The sequence below is a fragment of the Pandoraea pneumonica genome (genome assembly GCF_049918595.1).
Lineage (GTDB): Bacteria > Pseudomonadota > Gammaproteobacteria > Burkholderiales > Burkholderiaceae > Pandoraea > Pandoraea pneumonica_A.
The window spans coordinates 282035-303548 of sequence record NZ_JBNCRZ010000004.1 but is presented as its reverse complement, the minus strand read 5'-3'; the positions used below and the strand labels follow the sequence as shown (position 1 = coordinate 303548).

The following is a 21514-nucleotide window of genomic DNA, read 5'->3' as shown; positions in this document are numbered from 1 at the left end:
CGAACGCAGCCCCTGTGGCTATGTCATCGAGATCCGAGCGAGCGTCATTTTCCCGAGAATTTCCTCATATGAAAAACGATCCTTTCGCACGGCAACACGTGATAATTTCTCACCTATGAATCGCACCCTGCCGCTAAACGCCCTGCAAGTCTTTGACGTCGCCGCCACCGAATTGAGTTTTGCCCGGGCGGCCGAGCGGCTATTCGTGACGCACGGCGCTGTCAGCCGTCAGATCCGCACACTCGAAGACTCGCTTGGGCTGCCGCTGTTCGAGCGCCGCAACCGCGCGGTGTTTCTCACCCCGGCGGGCGAGCGTCTGCACGCCACGACGCGGCAGATGTTCGAACAGTTGACGCAAACGGTGGCGAGCCTGCGCCCAGTCGCGGCGTCGCGCACGCTGGTGGTCTCGTGCGAGCCGACGTTGGCGATGCGTTGGCTGATTCCGCGTCTCGGCGCGTTTGCGCAAGCCCATCCGGACATCGCACTGCACCTGCATTCCGCGGGCGGGCCGATCGATCTGGCGAGCGCCGGGGTCGATGTGGCCATTCGGCGCAACGACTTTTTCTGGGGACACACGCTGGTTGCCGAGCCGCTGGCCGACGAATGGATCGGTCCGGTGGGGTTACCGGCGGCGTTCGACGCCCCCCACCCGACGTTGCTGCAAACGCGCACCCGGCCACAGGCGTGGCAAGACTGGCAGCGCGCGATGAAAGCGGATGGGCACGCATTGCCCCACGGCAGATACACCGCGCGAACCCCTGCGCCGCCACCCTTCGAGCATTTCTACTTGAGCTTGCAGGCCGCTAGCGCGGGCTTGGGAACCGCTATCGGGTCGGTCTATATGGTCGGTGACGAACTACGCGACGCTCGCCTCGTCGCGCCACACGGCTTTGTCCGAGACGGATCGGGGTATGTCGCCCTCTCACGCGACGCGTTTTCGGCGAATCCCGCCGCGCAGACATTGTTGACGTGGCTGCGAACCGCAATGGTCGAGTCGGCGTCGCCATGGATCGGCACCGACGCACCTGCGACTGCGACTGCGACTGCGCGATAAAACACCGCGTCCGCAGCCGTCGCGAGCCTCGTGCGCGACCGTCGGCTCCGCACGCGCAACCCGAAACCTCACTCCCGGGCGTCGCCCCCGTCAGCCTCGCGTCTTGGCAAGCCACTCACTGGCGGCACCGGGGTCGCGGGCGGTCCGGCTGCCGCACCGGCCGCATCTTCCAGCGGCCCAACCGCAGGTGGCGCGGCGCGCGGCAACATACGAACGCCCCGCCAGTTCCCCCACTTGTAGTAAGCGAGCGCCATCACGAGCGAGACGGCGAACCCCAGCGGGAAACTCCACCAGATCGCCTCTGCGCCCCACGTCTTTTGCATCTGCCACGCAAACGGCAACCGGATCACCCATTGCGAGACGAAAAGAATCACCAGCGGTGCCGTCACCGCCCCGGTCGCGCGCACCACACCGAACAACACGATCGTCACGCCGAACAGCACGAACGACCACGCCACCACCGCGTTGATGTGCTGCGCCACCGAAATGGCATAACCGTCCCCCGGCAGAAACGCGTTCAGGAACTGACGGTTGAACAGCAAGATGGCCACGACTAACGTGCCCGTCATCACAAAATTCAACCCGACGCCCACACGGCCGATGCGCGAGACGCGATCCCACAACCCCGCCCCGACGTTCTGCGCTGTCATCGACGACACCCCCGCACCGATGGCGAGCGCAGGCATTTGCACGTACGTCCAGAGCTGCGACGCCACCCCGTAGGCCGCCGTCGTCTGCGAGCCGTAGCCGTTGACGAAGCCCATCATCACCATGGCCGACGACGAGATCACGACCATCTGAAGGCCCATCGGCAGCCCTTTGACGACAATCAGCCGCAGCAACCCCGGGTCGATGCGCAGATAGCGCCAGTTCTCGCGCGTAAGCCACAGCGGATCGCGACGGCGATAGAGCGTGTAGAGCAACGCCGCAAGGCTCACCGTCTGGGCGATGAGCGTGGCACCGGCCGACCCCGCGATGCCGAACGGCGGTATCGGCCCCCAGCCAAAGATCAGCAACGGGTTGAACACCACGTCGAGCCCGACCGAAAGCAGCATGAAACGGAACGGCGTGCGCGCGTCGCCCGCACCGCGCAGCGCCATCATCACGAAGTTGTAGAAGTACATCACCGGCAGCGCGACGAAGATGATGCGCAAATAAGCCACGGCGAACGCGCGCGCGTCGGACGGCGTGCCGAGCGCATTGAGCAACTCCGGCGTGAAGATGTAGCCGAACACGGCCACGGCAGTGGACATCAGCACGAAGAACGTGGCGCTGGTGCCGACGATGCGTTGCGTGAGCACCGGGTTCTTCGCACCGATCGACTGGCCGATCAGAATGGTGTTGGCCATGCTGATGCCGAACACGACACCCAGCAGAAAGAACAGCAGGATATTGGCGTTCGAGGCCGCCGTGAGCGCCGACTCGCCGAGGTAGTGGCCGATCCACATCGCGTTGATCGACGCATTGAGCGACTGGAGCACATTGCTGCCGAGCACCGGCAGCGAGAACCAGAAGAGCGTCTTGCCGATGGGCCCGCGGGTGAGGTCTTTTTCGGCCATGGTGGGGGCTATTTGGTATCGAGCTTCACACCCGCGGCGGGTGTGGGCACCGCACATCGGTGCGCGCGAAGGTTGTCGAGAAAGCGCTCGATGAGCGGCAGCACCTTCGCCTCGATATCCGGGTGCCCGTAGCCGAAGCCTGCGAAATTGTAATGCGTGGCGCCGTCGACCACAGCGAGCCAATGGCAACCCGGCGGCAAGTCGGCATAGGGCGTGGTGCGTTCCTGCCACTTGCCGTCGAGCGGCGCGTCGCGTGTGCCGGTGACGAGCAGCATGGGCTTACGAATGTCGTGCCATGCCCCGGCCGGGAAGATCGCCCCGGGGCCTTGCGGCGAGAGCACCACGTAACCGTCGAAGCGGTCGTCGCTGTCCAGCCCCAGTTTGTTCTTTGCGCCCGCCTCGAACATGACCGTCGCCGCCCCGGCCGCATGGCCCATGAATACGGTGGGGCCTGCACGGCATTGCGTGCGCCCCCAGTGCAGCGCGGCACCCGCGTCTTCGAGACGGTCGTCGTACACTTCGGGATCCGTAGGAAGCGCCAGCGAGCCGTCACGCATGCCGCCGCTGCGCACGCGGTCGCGCAGCGTATCGCGGCTGTTGTCTTCCTTGTGCGCCAGCGTGAGCGTGAGCCAGCCGTATTGCGAGAGCGCGCGGCCAAGCCAAGCGAGGGCGTCGCGATCGTCGCCCGCGCCGGGGCTCAGTACAGCCAGCCCGTTGCACGCGGTCGTGGGACGAAAAACGTGGAGCAGCACATTGGCACCGTCGCTGCGCAACACGCGCTGGTCGATGCCCGTTGGCGATGGCCCGGTTGGGGCCGATGCGGGAGATGGCGTTGCGCCAGCCGAGACAGAAGACGATGCAGCGGCGGGCTTGGGGATCGGCTTACCGATAATGGGCGTATCGGCAGCGTTGGCGGTGAGCGGTAACAGGGACGTGGCAAAAGCACAGGCGGCGAACGTCACGAACATCGTCCCGAGGGAGCGTCCCACCGTCCACCGCGCCATTCCGAGCATCCGTTCTCCCCTGAAATCTGGAAGTGCGAAGTCAGGACGCCCGGTCTCGCGCCGAAGTCCCGCAGCGATATCACACGATGGGTAATCTTAGCGCGGATTGCGTAGAGGCTCGCATGATTTTTGCGTGTCGAACGCGTGTCTCGCGTGCGCAACGCGCGCGGGGCTAGGCGCTTGCGGGCAGTGCGACTTCATGCCCAGCGCCGATGCGTAACCGGTCGGATCGAAGCGCCAGGTCAGCGCCACGAGCGCAACGTTCACGCCAACGAGGGCGATCCACGCGGGCGTGAAACCGCCGGTGACGGCACGCACCGCGCCAGCGGCAAACGGCGCGAGGGCGGCGATACAGAAACCGACGCCTTGCATGAACGCCGCGAGCGCCGCCGCGTGCCGTGGGTGCGCGTGATGATCGAGCGCGAGCACAAGGCCCAACGAGAACGTGCCGCCCAACCCGAAACCGATCGCGCCAATCCAAACCCAAGGGGCCGCCTCGGGGGCCACGACAAGGCCAACCAGACCGGCCAGCGTTGCCACCAGTGCCAGCGTCAACCAGCGGCGACGGTCGACATTACGCCGTGCCAGCCACGGCAGCGCCAGCGCCGCGACCACCTGACACGCCGTCAGTCCCGCGAGCAGTGCGCCGCTTTGTGTCGCACTCATGCCCGTCTGCTGATAGAACGGCGGCAGCCACGCCACCATCGTCGTGTAAGTGCAATTGATCAAACCAAAGTAAATCGCGAGCGTCCATGCACGAGGCTTGCGCAACAGATCGAACATCGACGGTTCGCGCAACGTGTCGTGACCAGCGGCTGCGCTCCGGGCACCCTGCCCCGAACCGCCCGCATTCGACAACACTTTCGCATGACGTGCGACCAGGGCTTGCGTCATCTCAGGGCTGATTGCCGCATGCCCACCCAACGGCGCACGCCACCATGCCAGCGCCGCTGCGGCGATCACCACGAGCCACATCCCAAGCCCGACGCGCCAGTCGTCGGCCAGCGACGACACCCACGGGCTTGCCGCCGCCCCGAGCCCACCGCCGCCCATGAGCGCCGCCGAATAGATCCCCATCATTGCCGTCATGCGCGCGGCGCTGTAGTTCCCCTTCACCACACCGGGCAGCAGCGCCTGAATAATGGCGATGCCGATGCCCGAGGCGAGCGCCGTCGCCAGCATCAGCACCGTATCGTCGGCGACGAAACGCACGCCGCAGGCCAATGCGAGCGCGGCCAGCCCGAGCAGCACGCCGCGTCGCTCACCGAGTCGGCGCGTCAGTCCGCTCGCCGCGAACGCCCCCGCGCCCATCGCGAGCACCGGTAGCGATGTGAGCAACGCCGCCACCGGATAGCTCATCCCCGTCGCCTCGCGAATCTGCGGCAACAACGGGCTGATCGAGGTGAGTGTCGGGCGCAGCGTGAGACCGACCGCGATGATCGCAAGCCAAAGCGTCATACCGCGACACCCTCGCGTACGACGACGTGACCATTGGCAACCACCCAGCGACGCGGTGCACGCGTGACGATCGCTTGTGCGGCGTTCAAGGCATCTACGAGCACCAGATCGGCGCGTGCGCCCACCGTCAGACCGTAGTTCTCGAAACCACACACTTGCGCGCCTTGATGTGTCACGCAGTCGAGCGCGATGTCGAGTTCGTCATCGCGGCGCAGGTTGTAGCGCAGGCCGATCATCATGGCGCGCTCGAGCATGTCGGGCGAACCGTAGGGTGTCCACGTATCGCGAATGCCGTCGTTGCCGCCTGCGAGCGGCACCCCGGCTTTACGGCAAGCCATGAGCGGCGGCACCACGCGCGAGGGCGGCGCGGTGGTGATGAGCGACACGCCCGCATCCGCCAAGCGGCCGAGCAGCGCCTGTGCGCGCGCAGCATCGAGTTCGCCCAAACAGAATGCGTGCGAGACGACCACCTTGCCTTGCATGCCGAGGGCGGCGATCCGCTCAAGCATTAGCTCGAACGAGAACACGCCCATCTCGCCGGGTTCGTGCAGGTGAATGTCGACGGGGCAACCATGCTTGTCGGCCAGCGCAAACATCGCGTCGAGCGATTTCGCCGGATCGCGGTCGATGGCACATGGGTCGAGCCAGCCCAGCACGTCGGCGCCATTTGCCAGCGCCTCGTCGAGCAGTGCAACCGTGCCCTCGCGATCGAGTACGCCCGATTGCGGAAACGCCACGATCTGCATATCGAGCGTATCGGCCAGCGTCTCGCGCGTGGCAAGCACGCCGTCGAGATGACGCAGTCCGGCATCGGTATCGATGTCGACGTGCGTGCGCAAACGCGTGGTACCCGCTGCCAGAAACGCACGGCCCAGCGCCAGCGACGCCGCACCCGCGTCATGTCCGCTACTCGCGCGCCACGTGCGCTCGTTGTCGATGCGGTCGATCAGGCGCGTGCCACATTCGTTCACGTACCACGGCATGCCCCACACGGTTTTATCCAGATGCGTGTGCGCTTCCACAAGCCCCGGCATCAGCAACGCGCCGCGCGCATCGATCGACTCGGCAGCGGCTGCCGCGGGCAACGACTGTCCGATTGCCGCAATCGTCGCCCGCCCAGCGCCATCGCGTTCGATGCGCACTTCGACGGGGGAGCCGTCGAGTGCACGGGCATTACGAATATCCAACGTTGTCATGAATCAAGTTCCTTGCGCCAGTCCCGGCGCGACATTGCGAGCGCGTGTCAGCACACTCACGACCACGAACGTTACCGCGTTCACAGCGAGTGCCACGAGCCCCATGTTGATCGACGCCACCGTGTCCGGTGCCGCCGGCAACAACGTATGCAGATTGACGTCGAGCGTGACCGCAAACGCCAAGACGACCGCACCGGCGCCAATGCCCGCGAACGCGCCGTACTTGTTGCCGAACGGACGCGGCAGCAAGCTCGCCACGAACGACGGGAACAATTGCGTGAGCAGGCTAGATGCGAACAGCGCCAACGCGACGAACGTCGCACCGCCGCGCAGCACGAAGAACACGGCCACGAGCCCGAACACCGGCAGCACGCGCTTGGCCAGCTTGGCCACGAAGGCATCGCTCGCGTGCGGCGCGAAACCATCGCGATAAACGTTCTTGGCGAGCAAGGTCGACGCGTTGAGCAGAATCATCGAACCCGGCACCAGCGCGGTCAACACCCCGACGCCGCCGATCACGCCGACGAACCACGGCGAGAACGTCTGCTTGACGATGCGCAACAGCGCCAGATCCGAGTCGGCGCCCGTGAGGCCCGGCACTTGCAGAATGGCGGCGAAGCCCACGAAGAACATGAATGCGATGACCATCTGATACAGCGGCATCAGAATCGTGTTCTTACGCACGGCCGTCTCGCTCTTGGCCGCGTACACCGACGTGAACACGTACGGATACAAGTAATAGCCGAGCGAGGTCAGCAGAATGGTCGAGTTGTACCAGGACAGCGTAAGACCGCTCGTCGGCATTTGCAGAAAGCCCGGACGCGCGGCTTCGATACGATCGAACATCTCGCCGAAGCCACCGAAGTAATGCAGCGGCAAGTAGATACCGAGGAAGATCGCGATCACGAGAATCAGAATGTCCTTGTAAATCGCGATGCTCGCCGAGCCATGAATACCGGACACCGTGATGTAGAGCACCATCGCGATGGCCCCGCACCAGATGGCCACCGTCGGCGTGATCGTGCCATACGACGCTTCGGACACGATGATACCCAAGCCGCGCAACTGAATGATCAACAGCGCGCTCATGCCGAGCACGGCAACCAGCGACACCACCACACCCAGTGCTCGCGAACGGTAGGCCGTTGCGAAGAAATCCGAGAACGACACGCAGCCATGGCGCGTCGCGTGACGCCACGCGGCGGGCAGCATCCAATAGCCGAGCAAATACGCGAGCGCACCGTACGCGAGGATGTAGAACGCGGGCGGCCCCTTGCTGTAAGCCCAACCGCTCGCGCCCAGAAACGTAAACGTCGAGAAGGCCTCGCCCGCCATCAGCAGGAAGACGAGCAGCGTGCCGAACCCGCGCCCGCCCACGGCCCATTGCTCCAGACTCATCTTGCGGCCACCGCGCGCGCGCAGGCCGACAAACAAGGCGAAGACGAGAAACGCCGCAATCACAGTGAGTGCGGCGTTCATGATGCGGCTCCCGAGCGCTGGTGGGCTTCGTTGGCGGCAGCGGCGCGATCGGCCGCTGCGGCTTCGCGCGAACCGTCGAAGCGGAACATCACCACCATGACGACCGACGTGAGCAGCAGCCAGACGATGTTCCATGTCATCAGGAACGGCAGACCGGCAAGCCGGGTGCCGACGTGTTCAGCAAGCCAGCCGCCGCTGTAAAAGGCCGCGACAGGCAGCGCGGCCAAACAATGTACGAGTTTCATGACGTCTCCAGACCCAATTCAATACGAGGGGGATGGCCGCTGTCGTGCGGCCGGATGGTTTTCACCGTAGAATGAACCACGAAATGGTTAACCATTTTTGTTGACCATTATCGGCAGTGCGATGCCAAAATGCAAGATCGCGTCGCCGATGGCGGTCGAACCGAGGGTTTTCCGGATGGGAACAAGGGGCTGAGGCCGCCGGGTACAATGCGCCCCACAGAGAGGTCTGCCGGTCGTTTGCCGGTGGACAGCCATCCAAAGATTGATATGGAGGGAAGGTTTGAGCCGCACTGCACCGGCGCCGCACCACGAGGCGTCAGACTCCGATACCGCGCCATCCCTGCCGCCGACGGACGACGCCCAAGGCGCGGGCAGCGCCGGGCAGCAAATCGAAGCGCGGGTCTACGCCGCCATTTCGCAAGCGTTGCTCTCAGGCAAGCTGCGCCCGGGCATGCCGCTACGCGAGCGCAATCTCGCACAGGCGTTCGACTGCACGCGCGGGGCGGTTCGCAAGGTACTCGCGCGGCTCGGTTTCGAAGGCAAGCTGGTACTCGAACCCAACCGCGGCGCGTTCGTGCCGCAGCCTTCGCTCGACGACATCCGCCAGACCTACCGCGCCCGGCGCGTGCTCGAAACCGGCGTAATCGCGAGCGTCTGCGGCCAGTTGAGCGAGACACAACTCGCGCAACTCGATGCGCACGTGGCCTTCGAGGCCGAATCGCATGCCCAGGGCACGCACGAGCGCTCGATCCGGCTCGCGGGCGAATTCCATCTGAAGTTGATCGACACGGCGAATAGCGCCGAGTTGGAGACATTCGCGCGTCAGCTCGTCGCCAAAACCGAGCTCTACAAGGCGCTGTTCGATCCGGCCGAGTTCATCCATTGCGCGCCCACCGAGCATGCGCAACTGGTGGCGCGTCTGCGTGCCGGGGAAACCGCGGCGGCCATTGCGCTCGCCACAGCGCATCTGGACGAATTGGAGGCACGCGTGCTCACGCGGGCAGCGGCCGCCGAGACCCCCGACTTCCACGCGATCTTCGCCGAAGCTTTCGCGAACGCCGGGGCGCGCTGATCCCCTTGCCCCGGGGTCTTGTGCCTGCCCGCTCCGGCTCACGCCCGTCAAGCCGGGCGCAACATTCCCACCACGGCGGTCGGGTCGCGTCGCACACGCGGCGCAATCGGGGTATATTTCGCCTCAACCCGATTCGCCGTTCCCCCGCTCGACGCACGAAGCCCGAAGGTAGCCCATGTCCCATCTGGTAGTTCACGGCGGCCAGCCCCTGCGCGGCCGCATCACCCCCTCCGCCAACAAGAATGCCGTCCTGCCGGTGCTGTGCGCCACGCTGCTCACCGACAAGCCGGTGCGATTGATCGGCGTACCCGAAATCACCGACGTCCGTAAGATTCTCGACATCTTTCGCCAACTGGGCAGCGATGTCGCCGTCGATTTCGAGGCGGGCACGCTCGACGTGCATCACCTGAATACGAAGTTCGACCCGCGCACCGACCATCTGCCGGAAGAAATGCGCTCGTCGATCATGCTGGTGCCGCCGCTGCTTGCGCGCTTTGGCGTCGCACGCATCGAAGACAACATCAAAGGCTGCACGCTGGGTGTGCGCGAGATCGATCCGCACATCGAAGTGCTGCGCCATTTCGGCGGACGCGTCGAGCGCACCGAAGGCTCGCTGCTGATTCACGCCGACGACTCGCGCCCGGCCATTCACCACTGGCTCGACTATGCGTCGGTGACCACCACGGAAAACTTCGTGCTGTGCGCTGCCTCGGCCAACGGACGCTCGCAGCTGAATAACGCCGCATCCGAGCCGCACGTGCAGGAGTTCTGCCGCTTCATGCAAATGCTGGGCGTGCCCATCGAAGGCGTGGGCACCTCGCAGTTGGCCATCGAAGGCGTGACGAGTTTCGGCGGCGGCGAATTCCGCTTCTCGGAAGATTTCCACGAGATCACCACCTTCCTCGCGCTCGGTGCCATCACCGGCGGCGAGATCACCGTCAAGAACACGGCCCCCGACCAGTTCCCACTGATCGACCGCACGTTTGCGAAGTTCGGCGTGAAGGTGGAGCATCGCGACGGCTGGTCGACCGCGACCGCGCAGGGTCCGCTCAAGGTGCAGACGCCGTTCACGAAGAACATCCTGACGAAGGTCGAAGCGGCACCGTGGCCATACTTCCCGGTCGACCTGCTGCCGATCTTCATCGCCCTGGGCGTGAAGGCCGAAGGCAGCGCGATGTTCTGGAATAAGGTTTATGACGGCGCGATGGGCTGGTCGACGGAGCTCTCGAAGTTCGGCGCCCACGTGTTTCAGTCGGACCCGCACCGACTGATCACATTCGGCGGCATTCCGCTCTCGCCGGCGGTCGTCGAGAGCCCGTACATCATTCGGGTGGCGATCGCGCTGCTGATGGTGGCGGCGAGTATCGACGGCCAGTCGACCATCAAGAATGCGCTGCCGATCAAACGCGCCCATCCGCGATTTGTGGAAAACCTTTGCTCGGTGGGCGCTAACGTCGTCTGGACGGACCCGGAGTAAGGTGTCCCCCCCGGGGGGGCCGGGCTCGCAGATCGAGCGCGCCAGCGGCATACGACCCCCCGATCGCCTGCACACCGGTCATCGCTACAGCGAACCCGACGGCTGACCTTACCTGAGCCGCTATTGCCCGACGGCACCGCACCTTTGCCCGACGGCAGGCGGCTTTTGCTCGGCGGAAAAATATTTGCCGCGCCCCGGCAATCGCCCCACATCCCCCCGGCACCCCGGACCGAATGTGAAAGAATGACGGCCATCATGAGCGATCGCCCCCTGCCCTTGCCGCCGTCCGGCGCAGTTCATCCCACGGCTGCCGCACGCCGTGCCGGTACCCCTTGGCCCGTCTCGCCGCATGCCCGCCAGTTGTCGGGCGCACGCGTGCTGGTCGTCGACGACAACCAAGAAGACCGCATGCTGCTGATGGACTTCCTCAGCCAACAAGGCTGCCGTGTCTACATCGCGCAAGACGGTCGAGACGGCTACACCAAGGCCCGCACCGTGCAGCCCGACCTCATCCTGATGGACATCCGCATGCCGGTCTGCGACGGCCTCGGCGCCTGCCGTCTGCTCAAGGCCGACCCTGGCACCCGGCACATCCCGCTGATCTTCCTCACCGCTGCGGCGTTGCCCGGCGAGCGCGTGGCCGGGCTCACGGCCGGCGCGGTCGACTACGTGACCAAACCGTACGACTTCGAAGAAGTGCGTCTGCGTCTGTCGATTCACCTCAAGGCCAGCGCGCCCGCGCCCGCCGCCGCTCCGGCGAGCCTGCCGGCGGCGAGCATCGCGGCCCCCGAAGCGCCACTGCCCGTTCAGGCGCACACGCTCGACGCGGTGCTCTATCGCGCCACGCGAGCGTTGCTGCTCGGGCAGCTTGACGTCACACCGGAACTGGCCGGATTGGCCAGCGCGGTCGGCACGAACACGCGCCGCCTGAATCTGGCATTTCGCCGCTGCGTCGGCGTGACCGTGTTCGATTTTCTGCGTGAAGAACGCATGAAGGAAGCACGCAGGCTGCTCGCCGAGACCTCGCTCGACGTGCAGGACATCGCCGCTGCCGTGGGCTTCGCCAGCGCCGCCAACTTTGCGACCGCGTTTCGCGAACGCTTCGGCATGCCGCCCAGCGGTTTTCGCGGGCGCGGACCATACCACCGGCCAGACGCGCAAGGTATGCAGGACGATCAAGACGACATGGCAGCGCCCCCGCCCGCGCCGGGATCTTCACAATGACCACAGCGCCTGCGGGAAGTCAGGCGAGTGGTTGGCGACGGGCAACGTGGGCCGTCGCCTTGCTGCTTTTCTTGCTGGTCAGTTGGCTTTCCCCGACAAGAAGCGCTCACGCCTCGCCATCGGCGCTCGACATCGCCAGTGCCCCGTCGCCACTCAAACTCGACCGGCAACTCCGTATGTTGGTCGACCCCTCAGGCCAGTTCGATCTGGCGCAGGCGCTGGCAGCCCCCGACTGGCGCGACGTGACGCCCAAAATGCTCAACCCCGGCTACAGCCGCTCGGCATTCTGGCTGCAAGGCACCCTCGATAACGCAAGTGATAAACCGGTCACACGCTGGCTCAGCGTAGGCATCGTGCGCCTCGAAGATATTCGCTTTTACGCGATGCCTGCGGGCAGCACACAGCCGAGCGTCGCATGGCGCGCCGGCCACACCGTGCCGCTGGCCCAGCACCCGATACGCTCCGAGACATCGGTCTTCCCCATTTCGCTCGCCCCCGGCGAGCGCATCACGTTTGCCGTTCGCGTGCAGACGCGCTCGTCGGTGAGCATCGTGCCGCAGCTCTGGCTGCCCGATGACTTCCGCCAGACCGAAGCGCGCAACGCCATGGTGGCGATGCTGCTCGCGGGCTCGATGCTCACCATTGCGTTGTACACGCTCGTGCTCGGCGTCGCCCGGCGCGACATCGTGTTCACGCTGCTCGCGCTCACCACGCTGACGCAGGTGGCGCAAGACATGGCGTTCCAGGGCTTCATCTATCGCTATCTGCTCCAGCAGGGTGGCGATTTCATCGTGCGGGCGCCGAGCTTCTTCTCCACCATCACGGCCGCTGTGTTCAGCGCGATGGTCCTGATCTTCTCGGGGCTGAGCCGGGTGACGTTCTGGCGGTGGATGTATCGCGCCATGATCGCAGTCATGGTTTGCATGACGCTCTGGGTGGCTTTCGGCGACCACCGTGCGGCGGCCTTCACGCACCTTCAGCTGCTCACCGTCTTCAACGTCATCTGGGTCGTGTCGATGGCCGACGGCTGGCGGCGCGGGTATGCCAACGCCCGGCTATGCCTGCTCTCGTTCTCGCCCGGTTGCTTGGTGTTGTTCTGGCGTCTGGCGATCATCAACGGTCTATTGCCTGAAGACTGGCTCGCCAACACGGCGATGGCGTGGAGCACCAATTTCTCGGTGCTCATCATGCTCTCGGTGATCGTGGCCGGGCGCTCTCGCGAACTCGATCGCAAGCAACGCGAAGCGCAGCAAGAAGTGCTCGACACGCGCCGCGAAGAACAAGCACGGCTGGCCAACGCAGTCGACACACGCACGCGCGAGCTGCAAGCCGCACTGATCGCCGCCGACGAAGCGAGCAGCGCCAAGAGCGACTTCCTCGCGCGCATCAGCCACGACCTGCGCACGCCGCTCACGTCGATCATCGGCTTTGCCGATCTCGTTCAGGCGGGCGGGCGTGAAGACGCCGACCGCGGGCGCATCATCCGCCGTAGCGCGCATCACATGCTTGCGATGATCAACGACCTGATCGAGTATGCCGGCGGTGGCGCCGCGGATGCGTTGCACGTCGCGCCCGTCTACACGCACGCGTTTATCGACGGTGTCGCGCAAGAAGGCATGAGTCTCGCGCGCAAGCACGGCAATGCGTTCCTGCTCGACATTCGTGCGCCGTTGCCGCCGCTACTCACGCTCGACGCCAAACGCGTGCGGCAGGTACTCGGCAATCTGCTCGACAACGCGGCGAAATACACCGCCGACGGCACCATCACGCTCACGCTCTCGGCGTCGCCCGACCCCAAACACAGCGACATCGTGCACGTGTGCTTCGGCGTGGAAGACTCCGGCTGCGGTATCGCCCGCGAAGATCTGGTGCGCGTGTTCGAACCGTTCGCACGGCTGGATCGTGCACGGCGCCTGCCCGGCGTCGGGCTCGGACTCGCCATCGTGCGGCAATGGGTCGAGCGCATGAAAGGCACGATCGCCATCGACAGCACACCGAATGTCGGCACGCGCGTAGCGTTCACCTTGCCGCTGCGTATCGCGCGCGAAGGCGAACTCGTGCCACAGTCGCTCGCGGGTGCCACGCATGCGCTGCCCTCCTTCGACGGCACGGGACATCACATCTGGCTGGCGGAAGATTCCCCCGAAATCAGGCAGTTCCTGCATGACGAACTCGCCAGTCTGGGGTTCACGGTGAGCACCTTTAACGACGGTGTGGCATTGATCGCTGCGCTGGGCAATCCGCACGAAACCGAGCCCGATCTGGTGCTGACGGATCACATGATGCCCAACGCCGACGGGTTGAGCGTGGCGCGCGCCGTACGCCGATACTGGCCCGGCATGCCGGTGCTGGCGATTTCGGCCTCGCCGCAGGTGGTGGCTTCCGACGGGGGCTATACCGCGTGCCTGCTCAAGCCTGTCGAACTGGCGGACTTGCGCAATACGCTCGCACGCTTGCTCGATTTGCAGCGCGACGACGTACCCGCGCCGGCACATGAGGACAGCAACACCGCGGTGATACGGCCGCCGCGCGACCATTTGCAACAAGCCCGGCAACTGATCGCGATGGGCGCGATCACCGACCTGATGGACTGGGCGCGCGAACTGAGCGAGCAAGCACCTCAGTTCGATGGCTTCGCGCGGCACGTGCATCAACTGGCGCAGCGCGGCGATTTGGCCAGTCTCGCCGAGTTGTGCGAAGCCTGAGACATCGCAATCTCCAAACGAAAACGGCACGCCTCGCAGCGTGCCGTTTTTTCATGCCACCGGTGCAACCGGGGTCGCCCGGCGGGAATCGTTAGTCCCTGAGCGGCTTGTGTGCGGTTTCACGTGCCGCGAACAAGGCGATGGCCGTAATCGCCAGCGCCGCCGTCACGTAGAGCGACACCGACACCGTCGTGCCGAATTCCTTGTAGAGACTCACGATGATGAGCGGTGCGAAGCCGCCACCGAGAATACCCGCGAGCGTGTAAGCGAGCGACGATCCGGCATAGCGCACACGTGTCGGGAATTGCTCGGTGACGAACGCCGCCTGCGGCCCGTACATGATCGCGTGAATAACCAGCCCGATCACCACCGACAGCACGATCAGCGCCGGGCTCGACGTATCGAGCAACACGAAGAAGCCGTACGCCCAGATCACTGCGCACAGCACACCGAAGCCATACACCGGACGGCGACCGAGCTTGTCCGAGAGCGCACCGAACAGCGGCACCGTGAGCGCGTTGAACGCCGTGCCCACCAACACTGCCGTGAGCGCCAGCGGTCGCGACAAATGCAGCGTGCCGGTCACATACGTCAGCGTGAAAACAACCATCAGTGCATACAGCACGTCCGAACCGATACGCGAGCCACCGGCCACGAGCAGATTGCGCCAGTGCGAGCGGAACACGTCGGCAATCGGCATTTCTGCCTGACGGTCCGAATGCGCCATGGCTTCGAACATCGGCGTTTCTTCCACACCGCGACGCACCCACAGCCCGAAGGCCACGAGTACCAGGCTCAACAGGAACGGCACACGCCAGCCCCACGACAGGAAGTCTTCGGGCGAGATCGCCAGCGTGATGAGGGCGATCAGGCCAGTGGCGAGCAACGTGCCGAACGACGGCCCGACTTGCGTCCACGACGCGTTCAATCCGCGCTTGCGCTGGTCGCCATGCTCGACCGAGAGCAAGACCGCACCGGCCCATTCGCCGCCGAGTGCCACGCCCTGCACGAAACGCAACGCAACGAGCAGCACCGGGCTCCAGATACCGATCGAAGCGTACGTCGGCAGCAGCCCCATGAGGCCCGTTGTGAGCCCCATCACCACGAGCGTGAGCACGAGGACGGCGCGTCGGCCGATCTTGTCGCCCAGGTTGCCGAACACCATGCCGCCCAGGGGGCGCGAGACGTAACCGACCGCATACGTGGACAACGCCAGAATCGTGCCCGCGAGCGGATCGACCGACGGGAAAAACAGATGGTTGAAGACCAGCGCAGCGAGCGTGTTGTAGACCGTGAAGTCATACCATTCGAGCGTGGTGCCGACCATGCTGGCCGTGGCCAGACGGCCTTTTTTCGACCGTTGCTGGCGGGCCGTTGCGGCGGCGTCACCGTCGTGGCCGACGGTATCGCGGGCGTCCGTGTAGGTTGTCATGTGTGTCTCCGTGAGGGGCGGATCGGGGGGCTGTGGGCCTGTGGATCAGATGGCGCGAGCGTGAATCAATCGTCACCGGCGCCGAGACGCCAGAGCATCGCGAATCGCGTGACACCGGCGGGCGGCACGCCGTAAGCCACCGCGAGCGTCTCGGCAGCGGCACGCACGGCATCGGCGTCGGTACCTTCGATCAGTACGACGGCATCGGCAGGCGGCAGCGGCGCGTCTTTGGCGGTCAGCGAGACAGACAGCTTAGGCACCGTCACTTGCAGCGTGGCGCGCACGATGCCGTCGCCTTGTGCGATTTCGGTCAGTTGCGAGGCGAGGCGGTCATGCGATTTCGCCACCGTCGCCTCGTCGAGCACGAATGCGGCGAGCTGGCCGCCCTGCCCTTCACCGGCTTCCACGTCGAGCGTGCCGACACGGCGTTGCGTGGCCTGCATGCGCGCGAAGTTGCGCAGCGACCATTCCGTTTGGTGATTGAAGGCTTGTGCGTAGGGTTCGCTCGAGAACACACCGGCGTCCTGCGTGCAGTACAGCGCGAGATACGGACGGGGTGTGTCGTGCAGCGCCTTGAAGCGGCGGGCGAACCGGAAGCCCGGAATTGCCACACGCTCCTGCATGTGCTCCCGGTCGTACCAGCGGTTGAAGTCCGCTTCGAAAGCCGGGTCGATATTCGTCCAGATACAGAGTTGGGCGCGCGGGGCAGTGGCAGTCATGAGGCAATTTCCATCGGTGGCGACAATCGGGGGAGCCGGGCCGGCGCATGAAATCACTGCATGCGTGAGGCTCGAGCGTCATTCCGAGTGTGCAAAACCGGGGAAAAAGCGTCCAACAAGAAATCAAATTTGCCGTAACAGCAAATTCTTATGACCGCCGCAGGCCCGACCACAGGCGGTTTGCGCCCGATGGCAGCCGACGGCGCCCAATGGCGAGCAGGTGTGCGTCAGGATTCCGCGTCGCCCCACGCGGGGGCCGTCATGGCAGCGGCGGGCGGAATAGCGATATCCGGCCCCATGTTGAGCGCGAACTCGCTCGCGGTGCGCTGCGCCAGGCGGGCGACGTTCTCGGCGAGCAGCGCCCCCGTGCGAAACGAGCCGACCAGCGGCAGATTGGGGAAATTGGCGTTCACGCGCAGCAAATGCAGGCTGTGCTCGCCCAGTTCGCGTTGAATGATCGCGGGCGGCAGCATCGCGACGCCGAAACCGTCGACCACAAGCCGGATGATGGCCGCGACCGATGTCATGCAGTGCACCCGCACCGGCCGCTCGGCCGCGACCGAGAACATGCGCTCCAGCGTCTTGTGCGGCCCGGAGTTGCGCGAAAAGCTCACCAGCGAATAAGCCGCCAGGTCAGCCACGTCGAGCGTCTCGCCTTCCAGGTTGAGCTTGGGGCTGGCCACCCAGCGCATCGGAAACTCGGCAAGCGCCAGGTTATCGATGCCGGTGCCGTGCTGCATGTCGGTCTGCAACACCAGATCGAGCGATCCGGCTTCGAGCTGCTTGCACAGGTTGATGGTCGTCTCGCTGGTGACCTCGATTTCGAGTTGCGGGTACTCGCGGTGAATGCGGGCCGCCAGATCGGGAAACCAGCTATGCACGATCGACTCGACGACACCGATCTTGAGCACGCCGGGCGGCATGTCGGGGTCGGATAGCTCGCGCTTCATCTCCTGCCCGAGCATGACGATGCGCTCGGCATACGCCAGGGCCTTCTGGCCTGCGGCGGTGAGCGTGACTTCGCGCGCGCTGCGATCGAACAGTCGCACGCCGAAACTCTGCTCAAGCGACGCGATCCGGCTCGACACGCCCGCCTGCGTGGTGTGCAGCCGCTCGGCCGTCAGCCGGAAATTGCGCAGCTTGGCGAGCCAGACGAAGGTTTCGAGAAAGCGGAGGTTCATGCAGCGTGGAGAGGACTGAGAGGTTCCGATATCGGCGTATCGGCAAAAAGTCACCGCAATTAGCGGCGAGGCGTTGGCCCATTCTAATGGATCACAAAAAAGCCCCCAGACGCGAGCTTGGGCCGACCGGGTTTCGACGCCCGGGTGGTCCGAGTCGAACGGGAGCGTGTTACGTCCCGCGTTCCGGGGATGTTTCGTTTCCGTAACGTTTTGGCAGGGTTTGGGACCGGTCGGGGAGACTTACCTGCGCGTCACGCCTTACAAATCAAGTAGTTGAGGGTTTCGAGACGCATGGCATGAGATTTGCTGATGGAGAAGTAACGGCCCGTCGAGGCCGGAGGGCCGATTCACTGGAGACTGTCATGCCATCTGCCCACTTTCGCCGTCCGCATCCGACAGTAGAACTCGCGCGTTGCGTGTTCCGTCAGCACTACATTCGCATCATGCAGGCCGACCGGCCGGGCAATTACGCGGTGCTGGTGGATGTTTGGCCGATGGACGGCCGCACGTTCGCGAGTATCGATCAGGCCAAACACGCCGCCATGTTGTTCATTCGCGATATGGAAAACGATTGAGCGACTGAACCATCGAGTCCACGTAAGTGTTCCCGCGCCGGGACGCCTGGCGCGGCCAACGAGACGAGACCGTCATGAAACACCACCACACACGCCACACCGCCGCCCGCAACCATGCCCTGTCGGCGATGCCGAAGATGGCAGCCCGCCAGGAAGTCGTACTCGATCCGGCGGTCGACCCATTCGCGCGCATCGCCGTCGAGGCGTACGCCGAGGCCTGCGCGCATGAGCAGCCTTGGCTGGCCGAAGCGCTACAACGCCAATACCAACTGGCCGGCGGCACCCCGTCGAGCGCCGCCGCCATGTGGCGCGTGTTTCATGCAGCGCAACGACAAGCACGCGAAGGCGAGGCTTACGACGAAGCCGCATGGACACACGTCGCGTTGCACCTGTGCGCCGTGCTGGGGGCGATGAACCTCTGAGTCAAGGCGCAGCGGGCTCTCGCGCCGCGCACTTGTTGTGCCGCAACACACCGCAGACGTGTAAAGGGCGGTTCCGAACGCTATTTCTGGCATACTTCGTGCAGTTTTAATTGACGAAGTCTGCCAGGTATCCAATGAGCAAGACCCTTGCGCCGACCTGCAATCCCGGCCGGCATCTGTTTGCCACGATTGTAGGCATCCTCATTCTGCTGTTTCCTGCTGCTGCGCTCGTCGTTCCGCGCGGCGGAAACACCGTAATGTTCCTGATTACGGCCTGTGGTGCGATTGCGCTCTTCCGATCGCGAAAGTGTGGCAAGTCGCATACCGGCGTCGGACATACCCCGTATTTCAAACTGTTTATCGCTTCGCTGGCACTCCCAGTGATCGCTGTATTTGTCGTCGAATTGCTGCACGGCAACGTGGTTGCCAATACGCTCGATTCACCGGTCCGGTTTCTGTTGGCCGTGTTGGTATTCGTCGGACTGCGTCATATCGCCAGCGCGATTCCCAAATGGATCGACCTGACCTTCGGGTTGGGTGCCATCTCGGCGGCATTCATGGCGCTCTACTCGACCTCCGAGACGCTTTCTCCGCGGGCGGAAAGCACGTTTCTCAACCCGATTCACTTTGGCGATATCGCGCTTCTGCTCGGCGTGCTCTCGATCATGTCGATTCACTGGCTCAAACGCGACCGGTTCTGGATCGTCGCGTTCAAACTGCTAGGTGGCGCTGCCGGGTGCTATGCATCGTGGGCCAGTCAATCCCGTGGTGGCTGGGTTGCCTTACCTGTTCTGATTGCCGCTTGGTTGCTTTGCAAACCTTACGCGGGGAACATGAAACGCCGAGCGGCAATCGCAGGCGTCGCCGTTGTGCTCGTCGCTAGCACCTTCCTGTCGAGCACCGTCAGAGAACGCTTCGACGCCATCTACTCGGACCTCACGCTGCTGCACGCCGGACAGGCGGACACGTCGGTGGGCATTCGTCTTGAATTGTGGAAAGCGGCCGTGAAGCTCATTCGGGAAAATCCGCTGACGGGGCTAGGCGCGCATGGTTACCGGGATGCTATGCCGACGATGGCGGCATCGGGCGATCTCACACCGCTCGCCGCCGATTACGGCAAGGGTGAAGTTCATAATCAGGTCCTCGCGTATTTCGCCGATTACGGCCTGCTCGGATTGCTTGCCATCCTTGGCGTCTATGTCGGCCCCGCCTACTTCTTCGTTCGCGTCGCCGCAACGCAAACCAACCGGCGAGAACAACGCGCCGCGTTCATGGGCCTGATGACGGCGCTCTCATTCGCGGTATTCGGTTTGACCGTCGAAACGTTCAATCTGAAGGTCACCGTGGCTTTCTATGCGACGCTTCTGGCGCTTTTGGCCGCGCTTGCCTATCCTGACAACCCGACCGACACCGCCGTTGCGGCCGAGCGTTCCTAACTCGTAGCGAGGCCGTAGTCCTGACATGCTAAGCATTCTGATCCCGACGTGGAACAACCTGCCGTTTCTCAAGCTGTGTATCGACAGCGTGCGACGGCACTCGGGCGAAGCGCACGAGATTCTGATTCACGTAAACGACGGCAGCGACGGCACGCTCGACTGGGTGCGTGAGCAAGGGCTGCGCCACACCCACAGCACCGGCAATGTTGGCGTGTGTCTCGCGCTCAACCAACTGGCACCGCTCGCCTCGCACGAACAGTTGTTGTTCCTGAACGACGACATGTTCGTTACCCCCGGATGGGACACCGCCCTCATCGACGCGGCTCGCGCGCTCGACACGCCGGTCTATTACCTGTCTTCGGTGATGATCGAGCCCAATGCGGGCGTGAGCAAACAAGTGGTCTCGCAAGACTTCGGCACCACCACCGAAACGTTCGACGAAGCCGCTCTGCTGGCTTTCGCCAAGTCGCTGGGCCGTGCGGACGTCAACGGCGTGCCGACACAACCGACGCTGGTCAGCCGCAGTCTCTGGCATCTCGTCGGGGGCTACAGCATCGAATTCGGGCCGGGCATGAGCAGCGACGACGACTTCCTGATGAAGCTCTGGCTCGTTGGCTGCCGCACGTTCCGTATCGTCGGCAAGAGCGTGGTTTATCACTTCGGTTGCCGCTCGACGGGGCGCGTGATCAAGAACCGCGGCAGCCGCGAGTTTTTGATGAAGTGGGGCATGACGCAGGCAGAGTTCAAGCGCGATTATCTCGACCATGCCGGTACGCCCGCAGGCGACGCGCTGCCCAACGTGCCGCAGCCCAGCGGCAAGAGCCGCATCAAACGCGCGTTGCACGGCGGCAAGCCCTACCCACTCGAAGATTTGGCGCGCTGGGACAAGAACGTCCCACGCCATTTGAAGTTCGGTCAGTCGTGAAGCCAATTGCCGTCTGACCGGCCACCGACGCCGCCAGACCAGACACACTTGCCCAAGCGGCCGGCCCAAAACGCCGGCCGTTGTCGTTTCTGGCAGCCCGGTCCTGAAGCGCGCGGCCGTTGCGGCGCGGCGCCGGTGCTGCCAGGTGCCGTCAATGGTGCCGTGGATGCCGGATACGGGCCCAGGCATGCTCCATACGTCGCACAGCGGGGCTATCGGGGTGACGCGTCCACCACACCCCAAGCTCCCACACCATGCCCGCGAGCAGCGCAATGATGACCAACGCGCCGATCGTGTACCAGATCTCTCCGAACGAGGTTGCCATGTTCGTCTCCCGAAAATGCATCACGC

General features: G+C 64.5%; 19 protein-coding genes. 9 read left to right on the top strand and 10 right to left on the bottom strand.

The genetic code is table 11. The features are described 5' to 3' along the window. Positions 1–115: 115 nt before the first annotated feature. Positions 116–1054: a LysR family transcriptional regulator gene (locus ACPWR9_RS17945; protein WP_426299831.1), complete on the top strand. Its 939-nt coding sequence runs from the start codon at positions 116–118 to the stop codon at positions 1052–1054. 68 nt (positions 1055–1122) lie between these two features. On the opposite strand, the gene ACPWR9_RS17940 is transcribed toward ACPWR9_RS17945, so the two are convergent. The 6 genes from ACPWR9_RS17940 to ACPWR9_RS17915 form a co-directional block, all read right to left on the bottom strand. After that, positions 1123–2613: an MATE family efflux transporter gene (locus ACPWR9_RS17940; protein WP_426299829.1), complete on the bottom strand. Its 1491-nt coding sequence runs from the start codon at positions 2611–2613 to the stop codon at positions 1123–1125. Between the two features lie 8 nt (positions 2614–2621). After that, positions 2622–3602, bottom strand: a complete 981-nt coding sequence (locus tag ACPWR9_RS17935; protein ID WP_426312088.1) for an alpha/beta hydrolase family protein — start codon at positions 3600–3602, stop codon at positions 2622–2624. 111 nt (positions 3603–3713) lie between these two features. Beyond that, complete coding sequence (locus tag ACPWR9_RS17930) at positions 3714–5075, bottom strand: MFS transporter (protein WP_426299825.1); 1362 nt, start codon at positions 5073–5075, stop codon at positions 3714–3716. Continuing rightward, on the bottom strand, positions 5072–6271 hold the full coding sequence (locus ACPWR9_RS17925) for an amidohydrolase family protein (RefSeq protein WP_426299823.1): 1200 nt from the start codon (positions 6269–6271) through the stop codon (positions 5072–5074). Before ACPWR9_RS17925 ends, ACPWR9_RS17930 begins: the two co-directional genes overlap by 4 nt. 3 nt (positions 6272–6274) lie before the next feature. Beyond that, entirely contained in the window at positions 6275–7750 is a 1476-nt protein-coding gene (locus tag ACPWR9_RS17920; protein WP_426299821.1) for a sodium:solute symporter family protein, read from the bottom strand. Continuing rightward, positions 7747–7995, bottom strand: a complete 249-nt coding sequence (locus tag ACPWR9_RS17915; RefSeq protein WP_426299819.1) for a DUF3311 domain-containing protein — start codon at positions 7993–7995, stop codon at positions 7747–7749. Before ACPWR9_RS17915 ends, ACPWR9_RS17920 begins: the two co-directional genes overlap by 4 nt. Positions 7996–8275: 280 nt before the next feature. Between ACPWR9_RS17915 and ACPWR9_RS17910 the strand changes: the two genes are divergently transcribed. The 4 genes from ACPWR9_RS17910 (at position 8276) to ACPWR9_RS17895 (ending at position 14473) form a co-directional block, all read left to right on the top strand. Continuing rightward, entirely contained in the window at positions 8276–9067 is a 792-nt protein-coding gene (locus ACPWR9_RS17910) for a GntR family transcriptional regulator (RefSeq protein ID WP_426299817.1), read from the top strand. Positions 9068–9242: 175 nt separating this feature from the next. Continuing rightward, positions 9243–10544: a UDP-N-acetylglucosamine 1-carboxyvinyltransferase gene (locus ACPWR9_RS17905; RefSeq protein WP_426299815.1), complete on the top strand. Its 1302-nt coding sequence runs from the start codon at positions 9243–9245 to the stop codon at positions 10542–10544. 408 nt (positions 10545–10952) lie between these two features. Beyond that, positions 10953–11768, top strand: a complete 816-nt coding sequence (locus ACPWR9_RS17900; RefSeq protein WP_426299959.1) for a response regulator transcription factor — start codon at positions 10953–10955, stop codon at positions 11766–11768. Beyond that, complete coding sequence (locus ACPWR9_RS17895) at positions 11765–14473, top strand: hybrid sensor histidine kinase/response regulator (RefSeq protein ID WP_426299813.1); 2709 nt, start codon at positions 11765–11767, stop codon at positions 14471–14473. Before ACPWR9_RS17900 ends, ACPWR9_RS17895 begins: the two co-directional genes overlap by 4 nt. A gap of 91 nt (positions 14474–14564) precedes the next feature. Here ACPWR9_RS17895 and ACPWR9_RS17890 read toward each other — a convergent pair whose 3' ends face one another. The 3 genes from ACPWR9_RS17890 to ACPWR9_RS17880 form a co-directional block, all read right to left on the bottom strand. Further along, entirely contained in the window at positions 14565–15905 is a 1341-nt protein-coding gene (locus tag ACPWR9_RS17890) for an MFS transporter (protein ID WP_426299811.1), read from the bottom strand. Between the two features lie 65 nt (positions 15906–15970). Further along, the gene (locus ACPWR9_RS17885) at positions 15971–16624 is read right to left on the bottom strand and encodes a hypothetical protein (protein WP_426299809.1); all 654 of its coding nucleotides are present in this window, start codon (positions 16622–16624) and stop codon (positions 15971–15973) included. Positions 16625–16851: 227 nt separating this feature from the next. Then, positions 16852–17805, bottom strand: coding sequence for a LysR family transcriptional regulator (locus tag ACPWR9_RS17880; RefSeq protein WP_426299807.1), 954 nt, complete (start codon positions 17803–17805; stop codon positions 16852–16854). Between the two features lie 362 nt (positions 17806–18167). Here ACPWR9_RS17880 and ACPWR9_RS17875 point away from each other — a divergent pair, with 362 nt between their 5' ends. The 4 genes from ACPWR9_RS17875 to ACPWR9_RS17860 all read left to right on the top strand — a co-directional run bounded on the left by ACPWR9_RS17875 (position 18168) and on the right by ACPWR9_RS17860 (position 21163). Beyond that, entirely contained in the window at positions 18168–18380 is a 213-nt protein-coding gene (locus ACPWR9_RS17875; protein WP_426299805.1) for a hypothetical protein, read from the top strand. Positions 18381–18454: 74 nt separating this feature from the next. Further along, positions 18455–18802 (top strand): hypothetical protein, encoded by a 348-nt coding sequence (locus ACPWR9_RS17870; protein WP_426299803.1) that lies wholly within the window; start codon positions 18455–18457, stop codon positions 18800–18802. Between the two features lie 134 nt (positions 18803–18936). After that, positions 18937–20238, top strand: a complete 1302-nt coding sequence (locus ACPWR9_RS17865) for an O-antigen ligase family protein (protein WP_426312085.1) — start codon at positions 18937–18939, stop codon at positions 20236–20238. Positions 20239–20263: 25 nt separating this feature from the next. Beyond that, entirely contained in the window at positions 20264–21163 is a 900-nt protein-coding gene (locus ACPWR9_RS17860; protein WP_426299799.1) for a glycosyltransferase family 2 protein, read from the top strand. A gap of 151 nt (positions 21164–21314) precedes the next feature. On the opposite strand, the gene ACPWR9_RS17855 is transcribed toward ACPWR9_RS17860, so the two are convergent. Next, positions 21315–21488, bottom strand: a complete 174-nt coding sequence (locus ACPWR9_RS17855) for a hypothetical protein (protein WP_174988177.1) — start codon at positions 21486–21488, stop codon at positions 21315–21317. Positions 21489–21514: the final 26 nt, after the last annotated feature.